Here is a 24,245-nt window from a genome sequence, read left to right as displayed (position 1 = left end):
GCCCGTACGGAACGACGATTCTCGCCGTGACAAGCGACCTCTCCGCTGCCCCGGTGCGGCTACTGCTGAGCGGCCGGTTCGGATGGTTCCTCGCGGGCCGGGCCGTGGACCTCTTCGGCACCTCGATGACGACGGTCGCGCTGGCCCTGGGCGTGCTCCAGGCCTCCGGCCGGGCCACCGACCTCGGTGTCGTGCTCGCCACCAGCATGATCCCGACGCTCGCGCTGCTGCTCGCCGGCGGGGTCCTCGCCGATCGGACCAGCCGCCGCGGGCTGCTCATCGCCGCCAACACGGTCAGCGCGGCCGCCGTCGGCGCGATCGCCGTCGTGCTGATCACCGGCCGCTACCACCTCGGAACGGTCGCCGCGCTGTCCCTGGTCAGCGGGGCCGCCGGCGCGTTCGCGTCGCCGGCCCTGCGCGGGATCGTCCCCGAGCTCGTCGACGACGCGGACCTACGGCGTGCCAACGCGCTGCTGTCCAGCACCAGGAACGGCATCCGGATCATCGCCCCGGCCGTAGCCGGCCTGCTCACCGCCACCGCCGGCGGGGGTTGGGCGCTGGCCGTCGACGCGGCCAGCTATCTGGTGGCGGCGGCGCTGTTCCTGCGTTTGCCGCCCGGGCGCCGGACCGCTGCCACCGCACCCGGGCTGGGCGCCGAGTTCGCGGCCGGCTGGCGGGTCTTCCGCTCGATGCGCTGGGTGATGCTGACCAGCTTCTCGTACGCCCTGGTCAACGCGTTCGCCGTCGGACCGTGGAACGTGCTCGGCCCGACGATCGTCACCGCGCACGGGGGCGCGTTCGGCTGGGGCGCGGTGCTGTCCGTACGCGCGGCTGGGCTGTTGTCGACCAGTCTGGTCGCGGTCAAGCTGGTGTTCCGACGCCCGTTGCGGACCGGCCTGCTGCTCGGCGTCATGTCCGCCCTCCCGTTGCTGGCCCTCGGGCTGTCCGGCAAGGCGTGGACCGTGGCCGGGGCGGCCTTCGTGGGTGGCATCGGGTTCACGATCGCGGGCATCACCTGGGACACCGCGTTGCAGACCCGGGTACCGCGGGAGGCGCTGTCCCGGGTGTCGGCGTTCGACGACCTGTTCTCCTTCATCGCCATCCCGTTGTCACAGGTGGCGATGGGGCCGCTCGCCGCGGCGGCGGGCGCGCAACGGGTGGCCCTGGTGTGCGGGGTGGGCTACGTGGGCGCGTGCCTGCTCCCGTTCCTGAGCCCGGTGATCCGCCGCGGCTAGTGCGTTGGCCACGAATGGTCACCGGGTCCGCATCGCACGGCCCGCGAACGACGCGGTCAGCCGAGAGCGATCTCGGCTCCGCCCGACAGCAGGGAGTCGCGGAGTTTCAGGGTGGTCAGCTTGGCCTTCTTCGGCACGTCGAAGACGATTTTGCCGGCCACCTTCTCGCCCGGTTGGAGCCGCTCCAGGAAGGCCTCGGTGCCCCGGTTCGCATAGATGCCGGCCAGCTGGTCGCTGTGGTATTCGGTGCCGGACGCGTCGTAGGCCAGCTGGGCGTGCCCGACGAAGAGCTTCGCCCCGTCGCCGATGTTGCGCACCGACAGGCTGATCACGCAGAACCTGCCCTGGGCGCTCCGCCTGAGGTGCTCGACGCCGATGGTCGTCCGGGAGCAGTCCATCCGGGAGACAACGAATTCGAGTTTTCCGTCGCGTACCACGTTGCCGAGTCCCGGGCCGGCCTTGACGACCTGCACCGGCGGGCTGGTGGCCGCGGCCGGCTGCCTGCGGGTGTACTGCTCGGCGGCGATCCCGCCGGCGAACAGCACGATCAGCGCGACGATCGAGCCGACGACGGCGATCGTCACCTTGACCGGCGAGACGGGTTTGGCGGGCCGGATCGGCCGGCGCTGCTGACGAACGGCGTGCGACATCGGACCACTCCACGGGCCACGTGATTCACTCCCCTCACTCTCAGCCACCAGGCAGTCACGGAACAGCGTTTCGGCATGATCGGTCGCATTCTTCGCCTGATCGGACAAGCCACTCCGACTACGGCAGGCCAGCCCGCCGAAGCGGCCACCGCGGGTCCCGCACGCGCCTAGACTCGGCAGGACGCCGGACGGCCCGAGGAGGCGACGATGCGCCAGGCCGTGTGGCTGGTCCTGGGACTGATCCTGCTGGCCGTCGGCGGGCAGGGCGCGATCCGGCTGCTGATCAACAAGGATCCCGGCGCCCTGCACTACCTGCCGGGCGGCTATCTCGTCCAGCTCGCCGTCTGGGTCGCGGTGGCCCTCATCGGCCTGCGCCTGGCCCGGCAGAACCGGGTGCAGCCGGATCCCAGGCGCGACCGCCACCGGTGAGTGCGTCAGCGCGGCAGCCGCAGCACGTCGGCGATCACCGCGCCGTCCGCGGTCAGCCGGGCGACCGCCGGGCTGTCGTAGACCACCAGGATCCGGTCGTCGCCGAACATGCTCATGCCCTCCGCGTGGTCGTCCCCCTCGCCGAAGGTCAATTCCAGCTCCCTGCTGATCAGCTTGCCCCGCACCACCGACGGCATCTCCGTGCGGCACGCGCCGTGCCACCGATACACCCACACCGGCCCGTCCAGCGCCATCGTCGGCCCGGCGAGCACCAGCAGATCGTCACCGTCCGGACAGAGGTCACGGATGCCCAGACCACCAAGATCAAGAACATGCTTACGGTACGGCCGCCCGTCCTCGAAGGCGCGCAGTCGCAGCCGTGTCGGCTCGTCCGGCGTCACGTACGGCCGCAACTCCAGCACGAACGCCCAGCCCCGAAGCACCGGCCCGCGCAGGCCCAGGTAGACCCGGTCGTCGCGGACCGCGATCCCCTCGATGTCCAGCCCGTTGTCCTTGCCGGGGATCGGCAGGAACGGCGCCAGGTGCTCGTCGTCGCGCAGCAGCCGGCGCAGGTCGTCCCGGCCGCTGAGCGCCGCGGCGTGCTGCCGGACGCCGTCCACCACCATGTCGCGCACCGGGGTGGGCAGGCCGCCGACGTCGGCGACCGGGAGCCGGACCAGGATCTGCCTGTTGTCCTGGCCCTCCACCCGGGCCAGCCGCTTGAGAGCCTTCGGCCCGTCGTGCCGGTCCCGGATCTGCTTGCGCCGCAGGCTGTGCGAGCCGACCGCCCAGAGGAAGTGGCCGGCGCGGGCCAGCCCCTCCACGTCCGCCTCCTCGTCGGCGTCCACCCCGGGCAGCTCCACCAGGTCGGCGAGCCGGAACCGGGCCTCGTCACCGAACTCCGACGGCCGTTCCGGCCGGTCGGCGAGCAGCCGCTCGACGGTCGCGGTCTCGTCACCGGCGATCCACAGGACCGGCCCGTCCAGGCGTACCGCGGAAAGGTTCGTGTGTGTCGCAGCGGCCCGCGAGTCGTCGGAGAACCGCAACCGCACGGTGTAGTCAACCGTCATGGTCAACATCGTGGCATCGCCACGCTCACCGCGGCCCCGGTTGTCCGGACGATTCCCCACGCCATCCGCAGGAGGGCGGCCGGACAACCGCGCCCGCCGGCGGCGCCGGCCGCGGTGGTGCGCCAGACCAGCGCGATCGCCGCGCAACGCCACCAAGCTGGTCGACGCGCTGGTGCGGGACGGCTTCGTGGCCCGCACTTGTCAGGTCGCTTGGGAAGTTGACGCTCAGTTACGCCGTGGTGCCGTTGATTTCCGCCACGACTACGGGCACCCCACCGAGACCACTGCCGGCCTAGTGGGCCATCACCGGCTCGCCCTCGGACGGCTCCAGGGCCCGATTCGGAATCAGGAACGCCGCGATCACCGCGCCGACCACGAAGAATCCGGAGCCCCACGCCAGGGTGGCCGTGTAACCCTCGACCCCGGCCTGCGCCGCCGCCAGCGCGCTGGGCGTGTGCGAGGTCAGGTAGTCGGTGGTGGCCGACGAGGCGATGGTGGTCAGTAGCGCCGTGCTGATGGAGCCGCCGATTTGCTGACCGGTGTTGATCAGCGCCGAGGCGACACCCGAGTCCTGGTGATGAATGCCCGAGGTCGCCCCCTGGATCGCGGTGCTCATCACCGCGCCGATGCCGAGACCTAGCAGGATCAGGCCGGGCATGATGTGAGCGGCGTAGGAGCTGTCCAGTTCGAGCCGGGTCAACAGGGCCATACCGGCTGCGGCGACCAGGAAGCCGGCGCTGACGACGATCTTCGGGCCGGCCTTGGGCAGCACCAGCAGCGACATGGTGGTCGACGAGACGACGACGGCCGCGACCATCGGTAGGAACGCCAGGCCGGTCTTGATCGGCGAGTAGCCGAGGCTGGCGGCGAAGTAGTAGGTCAGGAACAGGAAGATCGAGAACATCCCCATGCCCAGGACGAATACCGCCACGAACGAACCACCGCGGGTCCGGTCCAGCACGACTCGCAGCGGCAGCAGCGGATGCGCGACCCTGGATTCAAGCCATACGAACACCACGAGCAGCACCGCGCCGACGATCATGGAGCCGAGGGCCACCGGGTCGGTCCAACTGGTGGACTCTACGTGCGCGAACCCGTAGACGATGGCGAACAGCGCGGCGCTCACCGCGACGATGCCCGGAATATCGAGTTTGGGTTTCTTGGTGATCACGGGCTGGGCCAGCAGCAGTACTGCACCGATCAGGGCGGGAGCCGCGAAGGCTACGTTCACGTACATCACCCAGCGCCACGACGCCCATTCGGTGAGCATCCCGCCGAGCAGGAGCCCGATCGCGCCGCCCGCGCCGCCCAGCGCACTGAAGACACCGAAGGCCTTGGCCCGTTCTGACGGTTCGGTGAAGGTCACGCTGAGCAGTGAAAGTGCCGCGGGCGCGAGCACCGCGGCGAACAGGCCTTGGGCCACGCGTGCGGCGACGAGGATCTCGAAGCTTCCGGCCGAGCCGCCGAGAATGGATGCGGCCCCGAAACCTGCCAGGCCGATCATGAATAGGGTGCGCCGGCCCCACAGGTCGCCGAGTCGGCCGCCGAGCAGCAGCAGGCTGCCGAACGCCAAGGCGTATCCCGTGATGACCCACTGCCGGCTGCCGTCGCTGAAGCCGAGGTCTTGCTGTGCCTCGGGCAGGGCAATGTTCACGACAGTCGCGTCGAGCATGATCATGAGCTGCGCGATGCCCAGCACGACCAGTACCCACCAGCGCACGGCATGTGAGCCACGAAGGCCCGGGTTTGTCTTCGCGGAAGCGGGCGCCCCGTGGTCGATGGTGGTACTCATTTCTCCCCTTGCTTGCTGGATATGGCTGAAAACCGTCTGACGGGCTTCGGGATCACGCGATGGCCGCTTACGCGTTTACCTCGGCGATCGCGTGCAGGGCCGCGTCGGTGTCCGCGATGGCCAGCATCTTGGTGATGTCGGCGCCGGCCAGCGCGCCGGCCGCCGCGGAGGCCCCGACCTGGGCGACCGGATCGGTGGCGTTGCCGGCCACCCACACGCCCGGCACCTCGGTGGCGCCGGCCGGGCCGGAGACGAAACCGCGGGCCATGTTCGGCAGGTCCCGCACCGGCAGGCCGAGACCTTCCAGGCCTCGGGTGCGGGCTTGCATCTGCGGGCTGACCGCCAGGACGCGACGGGCCACGACCTGGCCGTCAGCCAGGCGCACCCCGGCGAGGGCGCCATCGGGGCCGCTGACGATCTCGGTGACCGGAGTGTCGACGACGCGGATGCCGCGGGCGGCGAAGCGGGCGCGGCTGTCGGCGTCCAGATCAGTGCCGTTGGTGAAGTAGATCAGGTCCTCGGTCAGCTGACGGAACAGCAACGCGGGGCCGATGGAGGCCGCGCCGGCGCCCAGGACGCCGATGGGCTCATCGCGCACCTCCCAGCCGTGGCAGAACGGGCAGTGCACCACACTGTGCCCCCAGTGCTCGGCGAGCCCGGGCACCTCCGGCAGCACATCGGTGAGGCCGGTGGCCACCAGGACGCGGCGAGCGGTGAGGCTGCGGCCGTCGGCCAGGGTGACGGTGAACCGCAGGTCCCCGTCCGCCGACGGGGCGGCAGACTCGGCCGAGACCACCTCGCCGCGCACGACGCGTCCGCCGTACTGGCGCACCTGCTCCCGGCCCCGCCGAAGGATCTCGGAGGGCGGAGTGCCGTCAAGGGCGAGCAAGCCGTGCACCGCCTCCGCGGGCGCGTTGCGTGGGGAGCCGCTGTCGATCACGACGACCGAGCGGCGGGAGCGGGCGAGGATCAGCGCCCCGTTCAGCCCCGCGGCGCCCCCGCCGATCACCACCGCATCGACAGTCCCCTCGGCCAGCACATCGCTCGCGGAGTCCTCGCCGAAGGGCGGTCGCTGGGTCACCTGTGTCATGAGTTCAACCTCCAAGCCGCCTTCGCGGCGTCGCGGTCCCGCAAGCCGGTACCAAGCCGGTCCGGCGAGCTCAGCATGGTTATGTACTGAACAGTCAAAAACCTAGGTAGTTCTGTACTGAGTTGTCAAATACGGGAGGTGGGCCTTACCTTTGGTGTATGGCGAGACCGCGCAGCTTCGACCGCGACCACGTCCTGCATGCCGCCGAACGGCAGTTCCGCACCTCGGGCTTCAACGGCACGAGCGTCGACGACATCAGCGCCGCCACCGGCCTGGGCCGCGGCAGCCTCTACGCCGCGTTCGACGGCAAGCACGGCGTGCTGCTGCAAGCGATGGCCGGGTACTCCGCCCGGCTGGGGTCGGCGATGGAGGCGCTCGCCGGACCGGATCAGGGCGCCTTGGAACGACTGCACCGGTTCTTGCTGCACGCCGTCGACGGGGTGCCACTCGCCGACGACGTACCCCCCGCCCCTGACCGGGCGACGGCGGCCTGCTTCGCCGCCAAGATGGCCCTGGAACTCGGCGCCTCCGACCCCGAGGTGGAACGCTTGGCCAACGACTGCTTCTCCGTGGTCGCGACGGCGGTGGCCGCGTGCGTGCGAGCAGCGCAGCGCAACGGCGACATCGACCCCGACGCGGATCCTGACAACCTTGCGTACCTGCTGCTGACCATCGTCCGCGGGATCGACGTCGTCGGCGCGTGCGGCCACAGTCCCGCCCGTCTGACCTCGATCGTGGAGAGCGCGCTCGCATTGTTGCCTCGCCCGCATCACCGCTGAGAAGGCACGGCTAGCGGATCGGCCCTCCCCCGCCGCCGAGCTGAGCGGGACAACCCCGCCGGACTTCCCTCTCGGATCGACTCCGGGACGATCCGTTCGCGACGAGATGTGATGGTCATATTGGTATGGGTCAATTGCCGGGCGGGATCAGTAAGGTTCGACGGCAAGGCCGATCGGAGCGGCTGCCGTCCATCCCCGGCGGCGCCGTGGCCCCGTGGTTCGCCATCCATCCCCCATGGAGGAACAATGCGGGTTCGCAAGTTTGCCTATGCCGGCGTGGCCGCCGCGCTCGCCACCGCGGTGGCGGTCACCGGGACGGCATATGCCGACACCTCCGCGACGGTCGTGACTGCGGCGCCGGTGGCGCTGGTCGCCGTGGCGCCGCCGGTGATCAGTGCGGACGCCTCGATGGTGCACCTGCAGAAGCTGATGGGGTTCGCGCAGGCCAGCAACAACACCCGGGTGATCGGGAGCGCCGGGTTCAGCTCGACGGTCAGCTACATCAAGCAGCAGCTGGACGCGCTCGGCTGGCAGACCAGCGTGCAGAACTTCACCACCGGCGGCAAGTCGGCCGCCAACGTGGTCGCGGAGTGGCCCTACGGCGACGCCGGCCACGTGGTCATGGCGGGCGCGCACTCGGACTCGGTGGCGGCCGGTCCGGGCATCAACGACGACGGGTCCGGCGTCGCCGCGCTGCTGGCCAACGCCGCCGCGATCTCGCAGGCCGGGCTGCGGCCGCAGAAGCGGATCCGGTTCGGTTTCTGGGGTGCCGAGGAGCAGGGCGACATCGGCTCCAGCTACTACGTCTCGCACCTGGCCAGCGGCGAGTCGAAGAAGATCGACGCCTACCTGAACTTCGACATGATCGGCAACAAGCCGGAGAACGGGCGGACGGTCGGCTGGAGCCTGTACGTCGAGGGCCAGTCGAACGGGCTGAACGCGCCGTTCAAGACCTACTTCGCCGGGCAGGGCATCACCGTCAACCCGTCGCTGGACACCGATGACCGCTCCGACCACGCCGCCTTCAAGCGGGCCGGTGTGAAGGTCACCGGGGTCAGCTCGGTGCGCAGTCTCAGCGCTTTGGGCGCGTGCTACCACCGGGCCTGCGACAACCTGACGGACGTGAGCACGAACAGCATGGCGCTGGGCTCGAACGCGATCGCCGCCGCCGTCTGGTCCCTCGCCGGAACGGCCTGACCGGACAGCGGGCGCGCTCGCTCCGGCGCGGGGTGAACGCTCGGGATGTGATGGTGGCGTGTTGCTTCGCCGTCGTTCATCGCGTTCTCACCCGGGCCCGCCACACCGGACCTATGGTGCTGACGAGCGGTGGAAATCGTCGATCGGAGTAGAGCGATGGTCCTGCGAGAAGCGATCCTCGGTGTGGCGCTCGCCGGCGCGCTGGTGGCCGGCGGCACCGCCCCGGCGGCCGCCTGCCCTCCGGCCGGGCACGCCGCGACCTTCGATCTGCAGGCTCATCGGGGCGGGCTCGGCCTGACGACCGAGGAGTCGCTCGAAGGGTTCGCGAAGGCGTTGCGGCTGGGCGTGAGCACGCTGGAGCTGGACACGCACGTCACCAAGGACGAGAAGGTCGTGGTGAACCACGACCGGCGGATCAGCGCGGTGAAATGCCGCGACACGGCGCCGGTCACGCCGGGGGATCCGCTGTATCCCTACGTCGGCAAACTCATCAAGGATCTGACGCTCGCCCAGATCAGGACGCTGGACTGCGGATTTCAGCAGCTGCCGGGATTCCCGGAGCAGGAGGTCGTCAAGGGCTTCCGGATGGTGCAGCTCAAGGACGTGCTCAGCCTGGTCCGGCGATACCGCGCCTGGGGTGTCACGCTGAACATCGAGACCAAGGTGGAGGCGGGCGCGCCGGAGCAGACGCAGCCGCGGGAGCTGTTCGTGCGGCGGGTGTACGAGGAGATCCACGCTTCGGGGATCGAACGGCAGGTCACCATCCAGTCGTTCGACTGGGGTGCGCTGATGCTGATGCACCGGTTCGCGCCCCGGTGGCCGCTGGTGGCGCTGAGCAACTTCGACTTCCTCCAGGTCGGTCAGCCCGGGGCGTCGCCATGGCTGGGCGGCTTGGACGCCGACGACTTCGGCGGTGACGTCGTGCGGGTGGCGGCGGCGGTTCCCGGGGTCCGGGTGCTGTCACCGGTCTACGGGTCCCCGCAGAACGGGACGGTCCGGGATCCGGGCTTCCGGTTCCAGGTCAGCGCGGCGATGGTGCGCGAGGCGCATGCGTACGGGCTGAAGGTCGTTCCGTGGACCTGTGACGATCCGGCGACGATCGAGGCGCTGATGGACATGGGCATCGACGGGATCATCACCGACTACCCGGACCGGGTCCGGCAGATCATGGCGGAGCGGGGGATGCGGCTGCCCCGGGCGTACCGGCCGAGGGCCTGAACTTGTGCTTCAACCCGTGCGACGGGGCTTGGTGCCCTTCTTGTGGTGGGCCGGTCGTTGATGCGCCTGGCCGGTGACCAGCATGAGTCCCACGTCGTAGCGGGTGGCGGCATGCCGGTTGCGGGAGCCGATCGGGCGTCCCGGACCGGGGCGAGTTGGTTTCGGTGCACGCGCTGGCCTGGCGCTGGTCGTGCGCAGGTTCCGAAGCGTCACCGCATCACCGGACCGGCTAACGCTGCGTCACAGCCGCCACGGCCGGACGTTCCTCGACGAATGCACGGAACTAGCCGAATTGCGGACGTTGCTTGGGTGGCATGGCCGGGTTTCGGTTCCCGTCGTTGACCGCGTACCGCTGCCGCGTGGCCTGGTGTGGTCACCCGGCAGCGGCGGTTATGCCGTCAGCCGGCAGCGGCGGTTATGGCATCAGCCGCGCCTGGTGCAGGATCGCGGCCAGCTCGACCGGTCGGCTGAGCATCGGCCAATGCCAGGTCGGCAGCTCCTCGTAGCGCCACCCGTCGTCGGTCATGTGACGGTACAGCGGCAGTGTCGCGGCCATCCCCTGCACCTGCGCGGCGGTGAAGCTTGACAGCACGCCGAGTCTGGGCAGCTTCTCCCACGCCCCGGTCAGCCGGACCGGGGCGGTTGCGGTCGCCCACGGCTGGTCGACCGACCGCTCGCGCAGCAGCGTGACGATCGAGTGATCCACGTCGGGCACGCTGGCAGCCAGGTCGGCCCAGTGCGGCGGCGGCAGCCGCCACCCGTCACCGTGGTCGGCCACCAATGCCGCGTTGCGCTCGCGCTCGGCCGGCGGGGTGAACTCGACCTGCGTCACGCCGTCGGGCAGCGGGCCGGTGTCGACATAGACCAACTGGGCGACGCGGTCGATGACGTGGTCGGCGGCCGCGGTGACGACGCTACCGGCGTAGCTGTGCCCGACGAGGACCACGTCGCGAAGGTCCTCGTAGCGCAGGAGGTTGACCACGTCGGTGACGTGGACATCAAGGTCGGTGTCGGGACGGGCTAGGTGAGCGCGCTCCCCGAGGCCGGTCAGGCTGATCGGGTACACGTCGTGGCCGTGCCGGCGTAGTTCAGCGGCCGTCGAATGCCAGGCCCAGGCGCCGAGCCAGAACCCGGGGACCAGTACGAATGTCGTCATGCTCGGCACGCTACGGTCAGTACCGGACAGTTTCCGCCCGGATTAGGAGGACGTCTTTGTCCAGGCCGACAGCGCGGGTACTGGCCCTGCTAGAGATCTTCCAGTCGGGCGGCGCATTCAACGTCGGCGACCTGGCCCGACGGCTTGACGTCGACGAGCGCACCGTCCGCCGCTACGCGAGCCACCTCCTCGACCTGGGCATCCCGGTCGAAGCGCGTCGTGGCCGCTACGGCGGGTACCGGCTCGCGCCCGGATACAAGCTGCCGCCACTCATGCTCACCGACGAAGAGGCGGTTGCCATCGCCCTCGGCCTTGCCGCCGGACGCCGCGCGGGCATGGTCACAGCCGATCACGCGGCCACCGAGAGCGCCACCGCCAAGCTGCGCCGGGTACTGCCAGCCGCCCTTGCCCGGCGCATCGACGCCCTACTGATCACCATGGACGTCACCGGACCGGTCCGACAACCCGCCCCGCCCGGCACCGAAGTGCTGCTGGTGCTCGCCGAGGCGGCCCGCCACCGGCACCCGGTACAGCTGACCTACACCACCTGGCATGGTCGCTCCAGCGAGCGCGGCCTCGACCCGTACGGGGTGGTCTTCCACAACGGCCGCTGGTACGTCACCGGTCGCGACCACGCCAGCGGATCCGCGCGGACATTCCGACTCGACCGCATCAGCGCTATCCGCGCCACCGACGGGGCGTTCGAGGTACCGGCCGGGTTCGACCCCACCGGCCATGTCCTTGCCGGACTGGCCTCGGTGCCCTACGCCCACGACGTCTCGGTCCTGCTGCACACCAGCCTGGCCCAGGCACGGCGGCGAATCCCTCCCTCGGTCGGCACACTCACCGAGGTCGCCAACGGAGTGCGGCTGACCACCCGAGCCGAACACCTCGACGGCGCCGCCCAGATGCTGGCCGGGCTCGGCTGGTCCTTCACCATCGAACGACCCGCCGAGCTCAGAGCCGAGGTACGCGCGCTGGCCGCTCGCCTACTCACCTACGCAGACGCAGCAGCCTAGGGCGCCACCAGCGTCCCGTCGAGGTCGGTAGGTCAGCCAGCATGAAACATCCGCTCTGCCGCATTCAACGCGCGGTTGCTCACCGGCCCAACCACGACCGATCTCTGCATGTCACGCAATGTAACCGACGCATCAGCGCAACGGTCTCACCTCCGGCGACACCGCCCTGGACCCGGAGGTTAACGCCAAGCTGAGCTCCGGGGGCCGGCCGTGCGGGCCGGCGGACCCGCACGACACGCGCCGCGGTCCGGTGGGGGCCGGGCCTCGCGAGCCGATTGCCACGGGGCTCCAAGTCGTACCGGGGAAAACGACGAACGACCCGCATCGGTCCGGCGGCGGACGGCTGGTTTCGGCGCCAGGCTGTGTGCGCGAACTCGAGCCGGCCGCGGCTGGCGCAGGCGGCGGGTGACGGGCGACTCCTCCGGTCGATCCGGCGGGAACGGCGACGTGCGCCTCAGCGGCACCTCTCCAGTTCGGCGCCGAGCTGCTGGGCGTGGTGGAAACGCACCGCGGACAGGCCAGCCAGGCGGGATCCGGCGACGTTGGCCTCCGAGTCGTCGACGAAGAGCACGGCGGACGGTTCGACGTCCATGATCGACAGCGCCCGGCGGTACGACTCGGCCGCCGGCTTGACGGCGTGGATCTCGGCGGAGAAGACGATGGCGCCGAAGCGGTCGCCGAACTCGGGGCGGGCACGGAGCAGTGCCTCGCGCAGAAGCAGGTCGTTGTTGGTGAGGACCGCGACGCGGTGTCGTGTCGCCTCGCGGGCGACCAGGTCGAGGACCTCGTCGTCGACCGGGAACGCGGCCAGCCAGGCGGCCTCCAGCTCGGCCCGGCCGATCGGGCGGCCCAGCCGGCGGCCTATCTCGGCGACGATCCCCTCGGCGGTCCAGTAGCCCATCTCGGTCTGAGCGACGAAGCCGCCGCCGTAGAGGATCCGGCGCACCTCGCCGGGCTCCCGGCCGGCGAGCCGGGCGAGCTCCCGCAGCCGCAGTTCCGGCTGGTAGCGGCAGACCACACCGCCGAGATCGAAGACGACGGTGTCGATGGCCATGGACCCGGATGGTAGGTCGGCCGCCGGCCCGACACGAATCCACTGACGACGATCGCGAAAAAGGCCTTGCGCTAATGGTCAAGGATCGTTGACCATTAGCGCATGCCTGACGATGATCTCCCCGAGACGATTCACGTCTCCACTGCGGAGCAGCTGCGCGCCGTCTCCAACCTCACCCGGCACCGCATCATGGCCGTGCTGCGTTTCGAGCCCGCGACGATCACCCAGATCGCCGACCGGGTGGGTCTCGCGAAGGGCAGCTCCAGCTACCACGTGCGGCTGCTCGAACGGGCCGGCCTGGTGACGGTGGTGCGCACGCGGAAGGTGCGCGGGGTGGTCGAGCGGTACTACGCGATGGCCGCGCGGAGCATCACGCTGCCGGACCCGGGGCCGGGACAGCCGGAGGTGCTGATGCGGCACGCGGTGGCCGACCTGGAGGCGGCGCCCCGGGACGACGAGCGGCACGTGCGGATGGCCCACCTGCGACTCACCGACGAGCAGTTCACCGAGCTGGGGGCGAAGCTGCAGGCCCTGGCGGACGAGTACCGCGCGCTCTCCGATCCGGCTCTGCCGGACGTGTCACTCGTCTTCGCGCTGTTCCGGCCCGCGAAGGCCGGCGAGGCCGAGCAGGCCGAGCAGGGCGAGCAGGCCGAGCAGGGCGAGCAGGCCGAGCAGGGCGAGCAGGGCGAGCAGGCCGAGCAGGGCGAGCAGGCCGAGCAGACCGGGGGTGACGCCTGATGACCTCGGACGCACGCACCTTGCCCGCCGGGTTCGGGCGACTGTGGACCGCCCAGACGGTGTCCTCGCTGGGCGACGGCGTGCTGGTCGCCGCCCTGCCGCTGCTCGCGTTGACGCTGACCCGCGATCCGCTGGTGCTGGCCGTCGTCACGGCCGCCGGGACGCTGCCCTGGCTGCTCTTCGGGGTGCTCGGCGGCGCCCTGGTGGACCGCTGGGACCGCCGGCGCACGATGTGGGTCGCGGACGCCGCGCGGGCACTGCTGCTCGCGATCCCGGCGGCGGCCGCCGCACTCCACGTGCTGAGCATCCCGCTGCTGGCTGTCGTCGCCTTCCTGCTCGGTGTCGGCGGGCTGTTCTTCGACACGGCCGCCGCGGCCTACCTGCCGGACCTGCTCGGCCGGGAGCCCGCCCGCCTGGAGCGCGCCAACTCCCGCCTGCGTGGCGCGCAGACTGTCATGGCCGGGTTCGCCGGGCCACCCGCGGGCAGCGCGCTGCTCGCACTCGGGCGGGCGGTCCCGCTGCTCGCCGACGCGGTGTCGTTCGCGGTCTCGGCACTGCTCGTGCGGTCGCTGCCGGCCATGGCCCGGCCGGCCCCGGAGGCTCGCGAGTCGCTGCTGCGGCAGGCCCGGGCCGGCGCCTCGTACGTCTTCCGGGACCGGCTGCTGCTCGGGCTCGCCCTGCGCCCGGCGGTCGGGAACGTCGCCTTCCTCGCCGTGGAGACCGTCCTGGCCCTGTTCGCGCACGACCGTCTCGGCGTCGGCACGGCCGGCTTCGGCCTGCTGCTCACGGCGGAGGCCACCGGCGGCCTGATCGGCACCGGCATCGCCTCCCTCCTCGGCCGGGCGCTCGGCACCGGCACCGCCCTGACCTGCACGGCCGCGATCGAGGGGCTGGCCATCGCGGGCCTCGCCGCGGCACCGAACCCGTACCTGGCCGGGCTCGCCCTGGCGGTCTGCGGGGCCGGGATGGGCGCCACGATGGTGCTCAGCCCGTCCCTGCGCCAGGCGATCGTGCCGGCCGGGCTGATCGGCCGGGTCACCTCCACCTCGCGCATGCTGGCCATGTGCGCGGCACCGTTCGGCGCCTTCCTGGGCGGCTGGCTGGCCTCGGCGTTCGACGTGCGCACCCCGCTCTACGCCGCCGCCGGCCTGCTGCTCACGATGACCGCCGTCACGGCGACCATGACCAGCAACCGCCGGATCGAGGCGGCGCTGCGCGGCGCCGATCCGGCTCGCCCGGAGTCCGCGGTTCCGGTCCGGGAGAGCGTGCCCGGGTAGTCGCCACGACCGCCCGGCGGGTCACGGCACGAGGACGATCCGCTCGTCCGTCTCGGCGGCCCATGCGTCGGCGACCCCGGCGAGCGGCACCGCCCGCGCCCGTACGTCGATCCGCCCCTCCCCCACCGCCGCGGCGATCTGCGGCAGTTCGGCGAGGAAGTCGCGGGCGGGGACCGAGCCGATGCCGCTGCCGACGATCCGCATCCGGGCCGCGCGCAGGGCGGCCGCCGGGATCGGCGCCGTCGCCCCGGCCATCGATCCGATCTGGATCCAGGTCAGCGGCGCGGAACGGTCCGTGCGGGCGGTCAGCATCGGGATCATCGCGGTGGCGGCGGGCTCGCCCCACACGTAGTCGAGGACCACGTCGACGTCCGCCGCGGCCGAGATCTCGTCGAGGGTGCACGTCTCGTCGGCGCCGAGCGCGGTCAGCGCCGCCAGCCGGGCCGCGTCCCGCCCGGCGGCGATCACCCGCGCGGCACCGAACAGCTTGGCCACCTGGACCGCCATCCGCCCGGCGTTACCGGTCGCCCCGATGATCAGGACCCGCTGCCCGGCGGCGAAGGTGATCCGCCGGCGCAGCGCCACCCACGAGGACATCGCCGGGTTCATCGCCGCGGCGATCCGCACCGGGTCGGCGCCGGCGGGCAGTTCCACGCTGCGCCGGACATCGATCACCGTCCGCTCGGCGAAGGTGCCGGACCGGGTGTCGTCGAGCACCGCGTACCGCAGCCTTCCGGCCGGGTCGCGGACGACACCGTCGGCGCCCGGCACCAGCGGCAGCGCCCCGCTGCCGCTGTAGTGCGAGCCGGTGGCCTTCGACCGGGTCAGGTGGTGCAGCCCGGCGGCGAGCACCCGCACGACCATCTCGTGGTCACCGGCCGCGACCGGCTCGGGGTGCGCACGGTAGGCCGGCGGGGCGTCGAACGTGGACAGGACGGCGGCGTGCATGGTGACCTCCGAGGGATAGTTCGCATTACCAACTAACTCGAGAATGGTTGGGATTCCCAACGATGTCAACTAGCATCTGCGGTATGCGACCCGAGGACGTGGTGGACGAGCTGATCGACGCCCTGGTCCGCTGCACCTTCCACGTGACCGGGGTGCTCACCCGCCTCGGCGCCGAGAACGACCTGTCGCTCACCCAGCTGCGCGTGCTCGGCATCCTGCGCGACAGGCGTCCCCGCGTCACCGAGCTGGCCGCCTACCTGGGCCTGGACAAGTCGACGATGTCCGGCCTGATCGACCGCGCCGAGCGCCGGGGACTGCTGGCCCGCGGCCGGAACCCGCGCGACGGCCGGGTCATCGAGGTGTTCCTGACCCCGGCCGGCGCCGAGCTCACCCGGCGGCTCTACACCGAGGTCCGCGACACGCTGGCGCCCGACCTGGAGCGCCTGGCGCCCGAGCAGCGCACCCGGCTGCTGGAGTTGCTCGGGCCCCTGCTGGGCCCCACCTGAGCGCCGTCCCCGTGGCATGCTTGACGATCGCGGCGACCTGGGAGAACTGACGTGACGACGGAGGATGTGGGCGCGCGCATCCGCCATCTGCGCCTGGCGCACGGCCTGACCCAGCGCGAGCTGGCCGCGCCGCACTACAGCCGCGCCCTGCTGGCGGCCGTCGAGGCCGGCACCCGCAATCCGAGCGATCAGGTGATCTCGCACGTCGCCGGCCGCTTCGGCATCGACCCCGACGATTTACGGTACGGCCGTCCGCCCGGCGCCGTGGCCGACCTCGACGACGCCCTGCGCCAGGCTCGGCAGGCGCTCTCCCAGGGCAAGGCCGGCCACGCCGAGGACGTGTTCCGCCGGGTGCACGCCGACGCGACCCGCTACGCCCTGCCCGCCCCGGCCTGCTGGGCGGCGTACTGGCTGGGTGAGGCCCGGATGCAGCGCGGCGACATGCGCGGCGCGCAGGAGCAGTTCGGCCGGATGCTCGCCGACGCGGGGTGTCCACCGGTCCCCCGCGCGGCGGCGCTGGCGCGCTGGGCGTACTGCCGGTTCGCCGGTGGGGACTCGTTCACCGCGACCGCCGTGCTGCAGGACGAACTGCGGGCGATGCGTGAGTCCGGCACGCCGGACCCGGACGCGCGGCTGCGGCTGTCCACAGTGCTGCTCTACCTGTTCGTGGAGCTGGACTGGCGGCAGCGGGCGCACGAGCTCGAGGCCGACCTGCTCGGCCTGGTGCCGCACGTCACCAACCCGGAGTGGCTGGCGCACTTCTTCATGACCGCCGGCCAGCTGCGGCGGGGCGCCGCGGAGCTCGCCGAGGCGGAGCGGTTGTTCGGCGAGGCCGGGCGCGTCTATCGGGAGCTGGGCCTGACCAAGGAGATCGGGCTCTGCCACTGGGCGTACGGGTATGTGCTGCGCCGGGTGGACCGGCTGGCGGAGGCGGCGACGGAGTTCGGCGCCGCCGCGGAGATCCTGCTGGCGGTCGGTGCCACCCAGGACCACGCGGGCGTCACCCTGGAGCTGGCGGAGGTCCGCCGCCGGCAGGGCGCGCTGGACGAGGCGGAGCGCCTCGCGCGGGTGGCGGCCCGGGTCAGCGCGCAGGTCCGGCACGTCGAGTGCATGGCGGAGGCCGATCGGGTCCTGGGCCTGGTCGCGGTGGACCGTGGCGCGATCGCCGAGGGGGAACGGCTGCTGGCCGAGGCCGCCGACAGGTACGAGAACGGCGGCTTCGTGACCGAGCTGATCCGGACCTGCCGGATGCTCGGCGACGTGCTGATCGGCGCCGGGCGCACCGCCGAGGCCGGTGCCGTGCTGCGCCGGGGCCTGCGTGCCGCGGAGCGCAGCCGATGAGCGAGGACGTGGGCCGGCGGATCCACCGGCTGCGGACGGCCCGCGAGCTGACCCAGCGGGAGCTGGCCGCGCCCCGGTACACGGCGGCGTACGTGTCGTCGGTGGAGGCGGGCCGGCGGGTGCCGTCCACCGACGCGCTCGCGCACTTCGCCGAGCGGCTCGGCGTCAGCGCCGAGGAACTGGCCACCGGCAGCTCCCCGGACCGGCGGGTCCGCCTCGGACTGGAGCTGGCGCTGGCCGAGGCCGCGCCCGCCGAGGCCGTCTTCCGGCGGCTGGTGAACGAGACCGCGGCGGCCGGTGACGAGTTGCGCCAGGCGCGGTGCCACCTCGGGCTGGGCCACCTGGCGCTGGGCCGTGCCGACCTGGCCGCCGCCGGTCGGGCGTTCGCCGAGGCGGGCCGGTTGTCGGCGGGGGCGCCGGCGCATCTGCGGGCCGCGCCGGTGGCCGGGCAGGCCGAGTGCCTGCGCCGGCAGGGCGACCCGCGGTACGCGGTGTTCCTGCTGACCCGGGCACTCGACGAGCTGGCCGGCGCCGGGTTGCCGGATCCGGAGGCGCTGCTCGGCCTGCACACCCGGCTGGCCCTGTGCCACCGGGACCTGGACGACGAGGACGCGGCGGCGAACGCGGCGTCGGCGGCGCTGGCGCTGGTCGGTCCCGGCGACCCGGGCTCGGTGGCGGACCTGCATCTGGCGGTCGCCCGCACGCTGCTGGAGCACGGTGACACGCGGGCGGCGGAGGGTGCGCTGTTGCAGGCCGGCCTGGCCCGCCGGCAGGCCGCGCTCGCCGTCGAGCTGGCGCACTGCCGGCTGATCCGTGGGCGGGCCCGGCACGCCGCCGGTGATCGGGACGGCGCGGTCCGGGATCTGACCGCCGCCCACGCCGGGTTCGCGGCGGCGGGACTGACCGGTCCGCTGGCCGACGCCACGGTGGCACTGGCGGCGGTGTTGCGGGGACTCGGCCGGCGTACCGAAGCAAGGAACCTGATAGTCGATCGGCCGGCGGCCGGACCGGCGGCCGACCGGCTGCTGGCGGCGCTGGCGGCCGACGACGGCGATGTCCGGGCCGCCGAGCGTCATCTGCGCGACGCCGCCGACGGCTACCGGCGCAGCGGGCCCCGGCGCAGCCTGGCGGCCGTGCTGCTCGATCTCGCCGACAACCTGGAGGCGCAGCATCGGCCGGCGGAGGCCGTCGCGCTGCTGCGCGACGGCCTCGCCGATGTGGAACGGTTGTCCGGGGACTCACCGCGGTCCGGCTGAGTTACCGATCAGCACGGGCCCGCGTCGGTCCAGACCGCCCACGAGCCGGGGGCTCCGGGCTCGGCCCCGGTGGAATACCAGGTGGAGTTCCACAGGTGACCGTTGTAGGACACCTTGTCACCCGGGACGTAACCGCGGGTCGCGGACCAGGCCGCCACGCCACCGCAGCCGGTCGGCGGGGTACCCGAGACGGTGAGCGTGTAGGTGGCGGTGTGGGTGTTGTCGGCGCCGCTTCCGGTGATCGTCAGCGGGTAGGTGCCGGCGGCCGCGGTGGCGGCGACGGTGACGGTCAGGGTGGCCGAGCCACCGGCGGTGACCGACGGCGGGCTGACCGCGGCGGTGACCCCGGTCGGCGCCCCGGACACCGTCAGGTTCACCGTCTGGGCGTTACCCGAGGTGACGGCCGTGGCGATCGACGCGGTGGCCGAGTCACCCGGAGCGACAGTGCCGGAGGCCGGGGACAGCGACACCGAGAAGTCGTTGCCGGTCGGCTGGCCGGTGGTCACCGTGGCGGTGTAGGTGGCGGTGTGACTACCGGACGGGGCGGTCCCGGTGATGGTGATCGCCTTGCTGCCGAGGGCCGCCGTAGCGGTGGCCCGCAGGGTCAGCGTGGCCGACTGGCCGGCGGTCACGGTGGCCGGGCTGAACGTCGCGGTGACCCCGGACGGCAGGCCGGACGCGCTCAGCGTGACGGTCTGCGCGTTACCGGCAGTGAGCTGGGTCGCCACCGTGGTGGTCACCGTGCCGCCCTGCGCCAGGGTGCCGGCGGTGGGGCTGGTCGACAGCGAGAAGTCGTCCGACGGGACGGTGGTGCAGGCCGGTTCGCCGGACTGGGCGCCGATGCTGACCGCGCTCCACGCGGCCTTGGTGCTGGCGCACTCCCGGGAGCCGGCGCCGAACAGGGTGACCGCCGCGCGGACGGTGGCACCCCGGTACTTCGGCGCGCTCCAGCCGGAGGTCTTCATGTTCATCGCCGACATGAAGATCTGCCCGGCCTTCTGGATGCCGATGCCGGTGACCGTGCTGCCGTCGCAGGTGGGGCTGGCCGGGTTGCCGTTGGCCGGCCGGCTGCCCTCGGCGAGCAGGTAGAACCAGTGATTGGTCGGGCCGGCCGCGGCGTGCACCTCGGTGTTCGGGATGGACGAGGAGTAGCAGCTCGGGTCGCCGTTGGTGCCCGGGTTGTACATGTACCGGATCGGCCCGGAGCCGACCAGGTTGATCTCCTCCCCGACGGTGTAGTCGGCGGGGTCGCTGGCGTTGTTCGCGAAGTGCTCGGTCAGCGCGCCGAAGATGTCGCCGGTGGCCTCGCCCAGGCCGCTCTCGGCGGCGGTGCCGGCGCCGGTGAACTGGTCGATGGCGTGGCCCATCTCGTGACCGACCACGTCCATGCTCACCGCCTGGGCCGTGTTCGACTGGTTGTGGCCGAAGGTGCCGGTCGAGCCGTCCCAGTACGCGTTCACCGCGTTCAGCCCGGTGTAGAGCGGGAACGCCCGGCCGGTGCCGCTGATGCCGTTGCGGCCGAGCCAGGACTGCAGCATGTTCCACTCCTGCTCGACGCCGTAGTACGCGTCGACGCAGGCGGTCTGCAGGTCGGTGCCGGTGCCGGTGCCGCCGTTGCGGTAGGTCTGCTTGCTGCTGTAGTTGCCGCAGGACAGCCCGGAGCGCTGCGGGTCCTGCAGCAGGCCGCCGTTGGTGTCGATCTGCACCGACCCGTTGAGGTAACCGCGCGCCGCCTCGAAGACGACGTCGTCCTTGGTGGAGAGCACCTTGCCGGTCCGCGCGTCGACCCAGACGTGCAGCCGGCTCGGGGCCCGGTCGCGGGTGCCGGCCAGCAGGGTCTCGTAGGCCAGGCGCGGCTGCGCGGTCAGGGCGTAGACGACCAGCTGCGGCCGGGTGGCCTCGGACACGGTGTCGAGTTGCCCGCGGGCGGTCGCGGCGGCCCGGGCGGCCGGGATCCGCGGGGTGAGCGAGCCGAGCGTGACCCGGCCGTGGTCGGCGGCGAGGGTGTCGGTGACGTGGCCGGCCGCGTCGACCACGACGGTGGCGTCGCCGCCGACGACCGGCAGGCCGCGATAGGTGCGGTCGTAGGTGACGTACCGCAGGCCGCCGAGGCCGCTGACGGCGGTGCGCCGCAGGAAGGCATCGTCGGGGCCCTTGGCCAGGGCGTCGAGGCCGCTGGCGGCGGCCCGGTCCGCGACGGCCAGGGCGGTGGCGGGCGGGGTGGCGGCGGGCGGGGTGCTGGCCGGCGGGGCGGCCTGCGCGCTCGCGGGTGGCGCGAAGGCGATGGTGGTGGCACCGACGGTCAAGGCCGCCAGCACGGTACGGACGGATCTCGTTGTCACCGGAACTCCTTTGTGGGAAACACGGGGGCGGCGGGCCCGGACATCCCCCTGAACCGGGCCCGCCGGGTCAGCGGGCGGACGGTCAGACGCGCTGCCAGAGGGCCGGCACGTTGGGCGGTTCCCAGCCGGTCATCGAGGTGTGCTGTTGCAGGCAGCGGTAGGTGGCGCCGCCGTAGGTGACCTGGGCGCCGGTCGCGTAGGTGACCCCGGGCGCCCAGGTGCCGCCGGGCGCCGGCGTGGTCGGGCCGGTGGGCCCGGGTCCCGGATCGCCGGAGGTGACCAGGGTCAGCCCGTAGGCGGCCAGGATCGGGTTGACCGGCTGGAAGTACATGACGCCGCCGGAGGTGCAGTTGCCGGAGCCGCCCGAGGTGACCCCCTGCGCCTGGTTGCCGGCGAGCCAGGAGCCGCCCGAGTCGCCCGGCTCGGCGCAGGCGTCGGTGCGGGTCAGCCCGCTGACGGTGCCCTCGGCGTAGGTCACCGAGGCGTTCTTCTGCTGGATGGTGCCGCAGTGCCAGCCGGTGGTGGAGCCGGAGCGGCAGACCGCGGCGCCGACCGCCGCCTCGCTGGAGCCGGCGACGGCGACCGTGCCGCCGCTGTAGTTGTTCACCAGGCCGCGCGGGGTGTTGCCGGCGTCGACCCGGACCCAGGCGTAGTCGCGGCCCGGGAACGTGGAGCCCTGGAACGTGCCGGCGGGCTGGCTGGTCCGGGCGCCGGCCTGCCCGCAGTGGCCGGCCGTGACGAACCCGCCGGTGACCGAGAAGCCGACCGAGCAACGCGTGCCGCTGCCGATGTAGTACGCGTTGCCGCCGATCACGTCCAGGTAGGGCCGGGGGTTCTCGGTGGTGGCCCGCACCCGGACGTCCCCGGGGACACCGGCGCGGCGGGCGAAGTCGCGGCCCGCGTCGAGGGCGTCGCCGTGCGCCAGGACCACGACGGTGTTGCCGGCCAGATCGGCGTACCAGCCTTCGACGGCGGCGGGCGCGGGGACGCGGTCCAGACGCGCGACGGTGGCCCGCAGTTGTGCCTCGCTGCGCGGCACCCGGACCGGTTCGGCGCCGAGCGCGCGGACGGCCGGGGCGGCGGTGTCGTCGGTGATCCCCACCTGGACGGTGGCGCCGTTCCCGGAGACCCAGGTGCCGCCGTAGCGGGCGCCGAGAGTCCGGCGGAGCACCTGCTGGGTACGGCTCGCCCGCTGATCGGTCTGGAGCCGGGCGGTGGCCTGCGCCGGAGTCAGGCGCAGATCACGTCGCAGGGCGGCGAACAGCCCCGGAGTGATGCCGGCCGGCGCGGTCGCGGCGTCGGCGTGCGGGGTCGGGCTGAGTGCCGCCACGGTAGCGGCGGCGAGGGCGGCCGCGAGGGTGGCGGCTGATCTTCGAGACACGACAACTCCCTGGATACGGAGGCGTTAACTTCTGTTACGTGCGTTGTGTCGAGACACGATAGGGAGCGCGGCCGCCGCCGTCAATAGGCACTTCTCGATGGCCCTGGGTACCGAGAGCGCTCTCTTTCCGCAGGTCCGAGCGTTTTTGACGCAAACTGTTGACAAACTTAACTGTTAATCGCTCTGATAAATATCGGCGGGCGTCGACATGCCCGCCGTGCATCCCCGAGGAGCGACATGAAGATCGATAAGAGGTCGGCGGCGACCGCCGCGGCGGTCATGCTGGCGCCGCTGGCGGCCGTGCTGGTGCCGTCCGCACCGGCCGCCGCGCACGGTTGGATCACCAGCCCGCCCAGCCGCCAGGACCAGTGCGCCACCGGAGCCGTGACCGGCTGCGGGGAGATCGCCTATGAGCCGCAGAGCGTCGAGGCGCCCAAGGGCGCCCGGACCTGCAGCGGCGGCAGCGGCTTCACCGTCCTGGACAACGACAACGCCGGCTGGAAGGTCAGCGACATCGCCAGCACCACGGCGTTCACCTGGCGTAACACCGCCGCGCACCGCACGCTCAACTGGCAGTACTACGTCGACGGCCAGCTGCACCAGACGATCAGCGGCAACGCCTCCCAGCCGCCGTCGACGGTGTCGCACACGCTGACGAACCTGCCGGCCGGCCGCCACAAGATCCTCAGCGTCTGGAACATCTACGACACCGCGAACGCCTTCTACGCCTGCGTCGACGTCAACGTCGGCGGTGGCGGAGGCGGGCCCAGCACTCCCCCGACCAGTCCGAGCACGCCGCCCAGCGGCAACTGCGTGACGGCCTGGTCCGCCTCCGCGGTCTACACCGGCGGGGCCACCGTGTCGCACGCCGGTCACAACTGGACCGCTCGCTGGTGGACGCAGGGCGAGGAGCCGGGCACCGGCGGCCAGTGGGGTGTCTGGCAGGACAAGGGCGCCTGCTGAGCCTCCGATGATCCGATTCCGACTCGTGGCGGCCACCGCGGCGCTGGCCGTGGCGGGTTGCTCGCCCGCGCCTCCGGCACCCGCCGCCGAGCCCGCGCATCACCACCACGACACGGTGGCGGCGTCCGGGCAGCCGGCGGGACACCTGGTCGTACGGGCCGACGACCAGCTCAAGCCGGTCCTCGGCGTCCTGACCGACCAGTTCGAGGAGGCGTTCCCGGGCACCGACGTCGCCGTCGAGTACGGCACCGGCAAAGCCGCGGCGGATGTCCTGGTCACCGACGACCCGGGCGCCGTGGACGAGGCCACGGTCGTGGCTCGCAATCCGCTCGTCATCGCCACCGCCCGGACCGCGACGACCGTCAACACCGCCGCGGACCTGCGCCGGCCCGGAGTCCGGGTGGCGGTCGGCGGCGACGCGGCCGGGCTGGTTCCGGCGACGGTACGGACCGACGGGCCCGGCGCGGTGGCGGCGGTGGTCACCGGCGCCGCGGACGTGGCGGTGGTGCACCGCACCGACGTCGTCGCGGCCGGGGCCGACCTGCGGGTCGTCGACTTCCGCGAGGGCATCGAGCACGCCGACCAGTACGTCGTGGTGCTCACCAAGCCCGGCGGGAACCCGGTCACCGCTGACGCCTTCCGGGAGCTGATGCGCTCGGCCCTGGCCCAGCGGGTGTTCTCGGACGCGGGGTTCTCCGCGGCCTGAACACGCTCGGCCCCGGCCCGGCGGACCCGCTCCGGCACCGGATCCGCCGCGGCCTGAACACGCTCGGCGGGTCCTCCCCGGCACGGTCCGAACGTCCC

General features: G+C 72.4%; 22 protein-coding genes. 13 read left to right on the top strand and 9 right to left on the bottom strand.

All coding sequences use genetic code 11. The annotated features are described in order from the left end of the window. Window positions 1-26 precede the first annotated feature (26 nt). Entirely contained in the window at window positions 27-1,235 is a 1,209-nt protein-coding gene (locus Actob_RS20260) for an MFS transporter (RefSeq protein WP_284921869.1), read from the top strand. 56 nt (window positions 1,236-1,291) lie between these two features. Here Actob_RS20260 and Actob_RS20255 read toward each other — a convergent pair whose 3' ends face one another. Then, complete coding sequence (locus Actob_RS20255) at window positions 1,292-1,885, bottom strand: DUF4352 domain-containing protein (RefSeq protein ID WP_284921868.1); 594 nt, start codon at window positions 1,883-1,885, stop codon at window positions 1,292-1,294. Window positions 1,886-2,092: 207 nt separating this feature from the next. On the opposite strand from Actob_RS20255, the gene Actob_RS20250 reads away from it, so the two are divergent. After that, entirely contained in the window at window positions 2,093-2,314 is a 222-nt protein-coding gene (locus Actob_RS20250) for a hypothetical protein (RefSeq protein WP_284921867.1), read from the top strand. 5 nt (window positions 2,315-2,319) lie between these two features. Here the strand turns inward: Actob_RS20250 and Actob_RS20245 are convergent, their stop codons facing one another. The 3 genes from Actob_RS20245 to Actob_RS20235 form a co-directional block, all read right to left on the bottom strand. Next, a complete protein-coding gene (locus Actob_RS20245) occupies window positions 2,320-3,384 on the bottom strand; it encodes a DUF3616 domain-containing protein (protein ID WP_284921866.1) in 1,065 nt (354 codons plus the stop codon). A 292-nt stretch (window positions 3,385-3,676) separates the two neighbouring features. Then, a complete protein-coding gene (locus Actob_RS20240) occupies window positions 3,677-5,176 on the bottom strand; it encodes an MFS transporter (protein ID WP_284921865.1) in 1,500 nt (499 codons plus the stop codon). A 67-nt stretch (window positions 5,177-5,243) separates the two neighbouring features. Continuing rightward, the gene (locus tag Actob_RS20235) at window positions 5,244-6,266 is read right to left on the bottom strand and encodes an NAD(P)/FAD-dependent oxidoreductase (protein WP_284921864.1); all 1,023 of its coding nucleotides are present in this window, start codon (window positions 6,264-6,266) and stop codon (window positions 5,244-5,246) included. Window positions 6,267-6,424: 158 nt separating this feature from the next. Here Actob_RS20235 and Actob_RS20230 point away from each other — a divergent pair, with 158 nt between their 5' ends. The 3 genes from Actob_RS20230 to Actob_RS20220 all read left to right on the top strand — a co-directional run bounded on the left by Actob_RS20230 (window position 6,425) and on the right by Actob_RS20220 (window position 9,460). Then, window positions 6,425-7,045, top strand: coding sequence for a TetR/AcrR family transcriptional regulator (locus Actob_RS20230; RefSeq protein ID WP_284921863.1), 621 nt, complete (start codon window positions 6,425-6,427; stop codon window positions 7,043-7,045). A 246-nt stretch (window positions 7,046-7,291) separates the two neighbouring features. Then, entirely contained in the window at window positions 7,292-8,242 is a 951-nt protein-coding gene (locus Actob_RS20225) for a M20/M25/M40 family metallo-hydrolase (RefSeq protein WP_284921862.1), read from the top strand. Between the two features lie 156 nt (window positions 8,243-8,398). Beyond that, on the top strand, window positions 8,399-9,460 hold the full coding sequence (locus Actob_RS20220; protein ID WP_284921861.1) for a glycerophosphodiester phosphodiesterase family protein: 1,062 nt from the start codon (window positions 8,399-8,401) through the stop codon (window positions 9,458-9,460). Window positions 9,461-9,875: 415 nt separating this feature from the next. Here the strand turns inward: Actob_RS20220 and Actob_RS20210 are convergent, their stop codons facing one another. Beyond that, complete coding sequence (locus Actob_RS20210) at window positions 9,876-10,616, bottom strand: alpha/beta fold hydrolase (RefSeq protein WP_284921860.1); 741 nt, start codon at window positions 10,614-10,616, stop codon at window positions 9,876-9,878. A gap of 56 nt (window positions 10,617-10,672) precedes the next feature. Between Actob_RS20210 and Actob_RS20205 the strand changes: the two genes are divergently transcribed. After that, complete coding sequence (locus Actob_RS20205; protein ID WP_284921859.1) at window positions 10,673-11,635, top strand: helix-turn-helix transcriptional regulator; 963 nt, start codon at window positions 10,673-10,675, stop codon at window positions 11,633-11,635. A gap of 454 nt (window positions 11,636-12,089) precedes the next feature. Here the strand turns inward: Actob_RS20205 and Actob_RS20200 are convergent, their stop codons facing one another. Continuing rightward, on the bottom strand, window positions 12,090-12,689 hold the full coding sequence (locus Actob_RS20200; protein ID WP_284921858.1) for an HAD-IA family hydrolase: 600 nt from the start codon (window positions 12,687-12,689) through the stop codon (window positions 12,090-12,092). Between the two features lie 102 nt (window positions 12,690-12,791). Between Actob_RS20200 and Actob_RS20195 the strand changes: the two genes are divergently transcribed. Together Actob_RS20195 and Actob_RS20190 are read left to right on the top strand one after the other, a co-directional pair. After that, on the top strand, window positions 12,792-13,427 hold the full coding sequence (locus tag Actob_RS20195) for an ArsR/SmtB family transcription factor (RefSeq protein WP_284921857.1): 636 nt from the start codon (window positions 12,792-12,794) through the stop codon (window positions 13,425-13,427). After that, the gene (locus Actob_RS20190; protein ID WP_284921856.1) at window positions 13,427-14,704 is read left to right on the top strand and encodes an MFS transporter; all 1,278 of its coding nucleotides are present in this window, start codon (window positions 13,427-13,429) and stop codon (window positions 14,702-14,704) included. Before Actob_RS20195 ends, Actob_RS20190 begins: the two co-directional genes overlap by 1 nt. A gap of 21 nt (window positions 14,705-14,725) precedes the next feature. On the opposite strand, the gene Actob_RS20185 is transcribed toward Actob_RS20190, so the two are convergent. Then, window positions 14,726-15,652 (bottom strand): quinone oxidoreductase family protein, encoded by a 927-nt coding sequence (locus Actob_RS20185; RefSeq protein WP_284921855.1) that lies wholly within the window; start codon window positions 15,650-15,652, stop codon window positions 14,726-14,728. A gap of 83 nt (window positions 15,653-15,735) precedes the next feature. On the opposite strand from Actob_RS20185, the gene Actob_RS20180 reads away from it, so the two are divergent. Genes Actob_RS20180 through Actob_RS20170 form a run of 3 tightly spaced genes read left to right on the top strand, consistent with a single transcriptional unit; the run spans window position 15,736 to window position 18,755 of the window. Beyond that, window positions 15,736-16,158, top strand: a complete 423-nt coding sequence (locus Actob_RS20180) for a MarR family winged helix-turn-helix transcriptional regulator (RefSeq protein ID WP_284921854.1) — start codon at window positions 15,736-15,738, stop codon at window positions 16,156-16,158. Between the two features lie 51 nt (window positions 16,159-16,209). Then, window positions 16,210-17,499: a transcriptional regulator gene (locus tag Actob_RS20175; protein WP_284921853.1), complete on the top strand. Its 1,290-nt coding sequence runs from the start codon at window positions 16,210-16,212 to the stop codon at window positions 17,497-17,499. Next, window positions 17,496-18,755 carry a helix-turn-helix domain-containing protein gene (locus Actob_RS20170; protein WP_284921852.1) on the top strand — a complete coding sequence of 420 codons (1,260 nt, stop codon included), beginning with the start codon at window positions 17,496-17,498 and terminating at the stop codon, window positions 18,753-18,755. Before Actob_RS20175 ends, Actob_RS20170 begins: the two co-directional genes overlap by 4 nt. Window positions 18,756-18,763: 8 nt before the next feature. On the opposite strand, the gene Actob_RS20165 is transcribed toward Actob_RS20170, so the two are convergent. Continuing rightward, window positions 18,764-21,097 (bottom strand): M4 family metallopeptidase, encoded by a 2,334-nt coding sequence (locus Actob_RS20165; RefSeq protein ID WP_284921851.1) that lies wholly within the window; start codon window positions 21,095-21,097, stop codon window positions 18,764-18,766. Between the two features lie 82 nt (window positions 21,098-21,179). After that, on the bottom strand, window positions 21,180-22,478 hold the full coding sequence (locus tag Actob_RS20160) for a carbohydrate-binding protein (protein WP_284921850.1): 1,299 nt from the start codon (window positions 22,476-22,478) through the stop codon (window positions 21,180-21,182). A 237-nt stretch (window positions 22,479-22,715) separates the two neighbouring features. On the opposite strand from Actob_RS20160, the gene Actob_RS20155 reads away from it, so the two are divergent. Together Actob_RS20155 and Actob_RS20150 are read left to right on the top strand one after the other, a co-directional pair. After that, window positions 22,716-23,441 (top strand): lytic polysaccharide monooxygenase, encoded by a 726-nt coding sequence (locus tag Actob_RS20155; RefSeq protein ID WP_284921849.1) that lies wholly within the window; start codon window positions 22,716-22,718, stop codon window positions 23,439-23,441. A 7-nt stretch (window positions 23,442-23,448) separates the two neighbouring features. Then, the gene (locus tag Actob_RS20150; protein ID WP_284921848.1) at window positions 23,449-24,147 is read left to right on the top strand and encodes a molybdate ABC transporter substrate-binding protein; all 699 of its coding nucleotides are present in this window, start codon (window positions 23,449-23,451) and stop codon (window positions 24,145-24,147) included. Window positions 24,148-24,245 lie beyond the last annotated feature (98 nt).

The sequence above is a fragment of the Actinoplanes oblitus genome, from assembly GCF_030252345.1.
Classification (GTDB): Bacteria; Actinomycetota; Actinomycetes; order Mycobacteriales; family Micromonosporaceae; genus Actinoplanes; species Actinoplanes oblitus.
The sequence above is the reverse complement of the archived record's forward strand: the minus strand, read 5'-3'. Positions and strand labels throughout refer to the sequence as shown.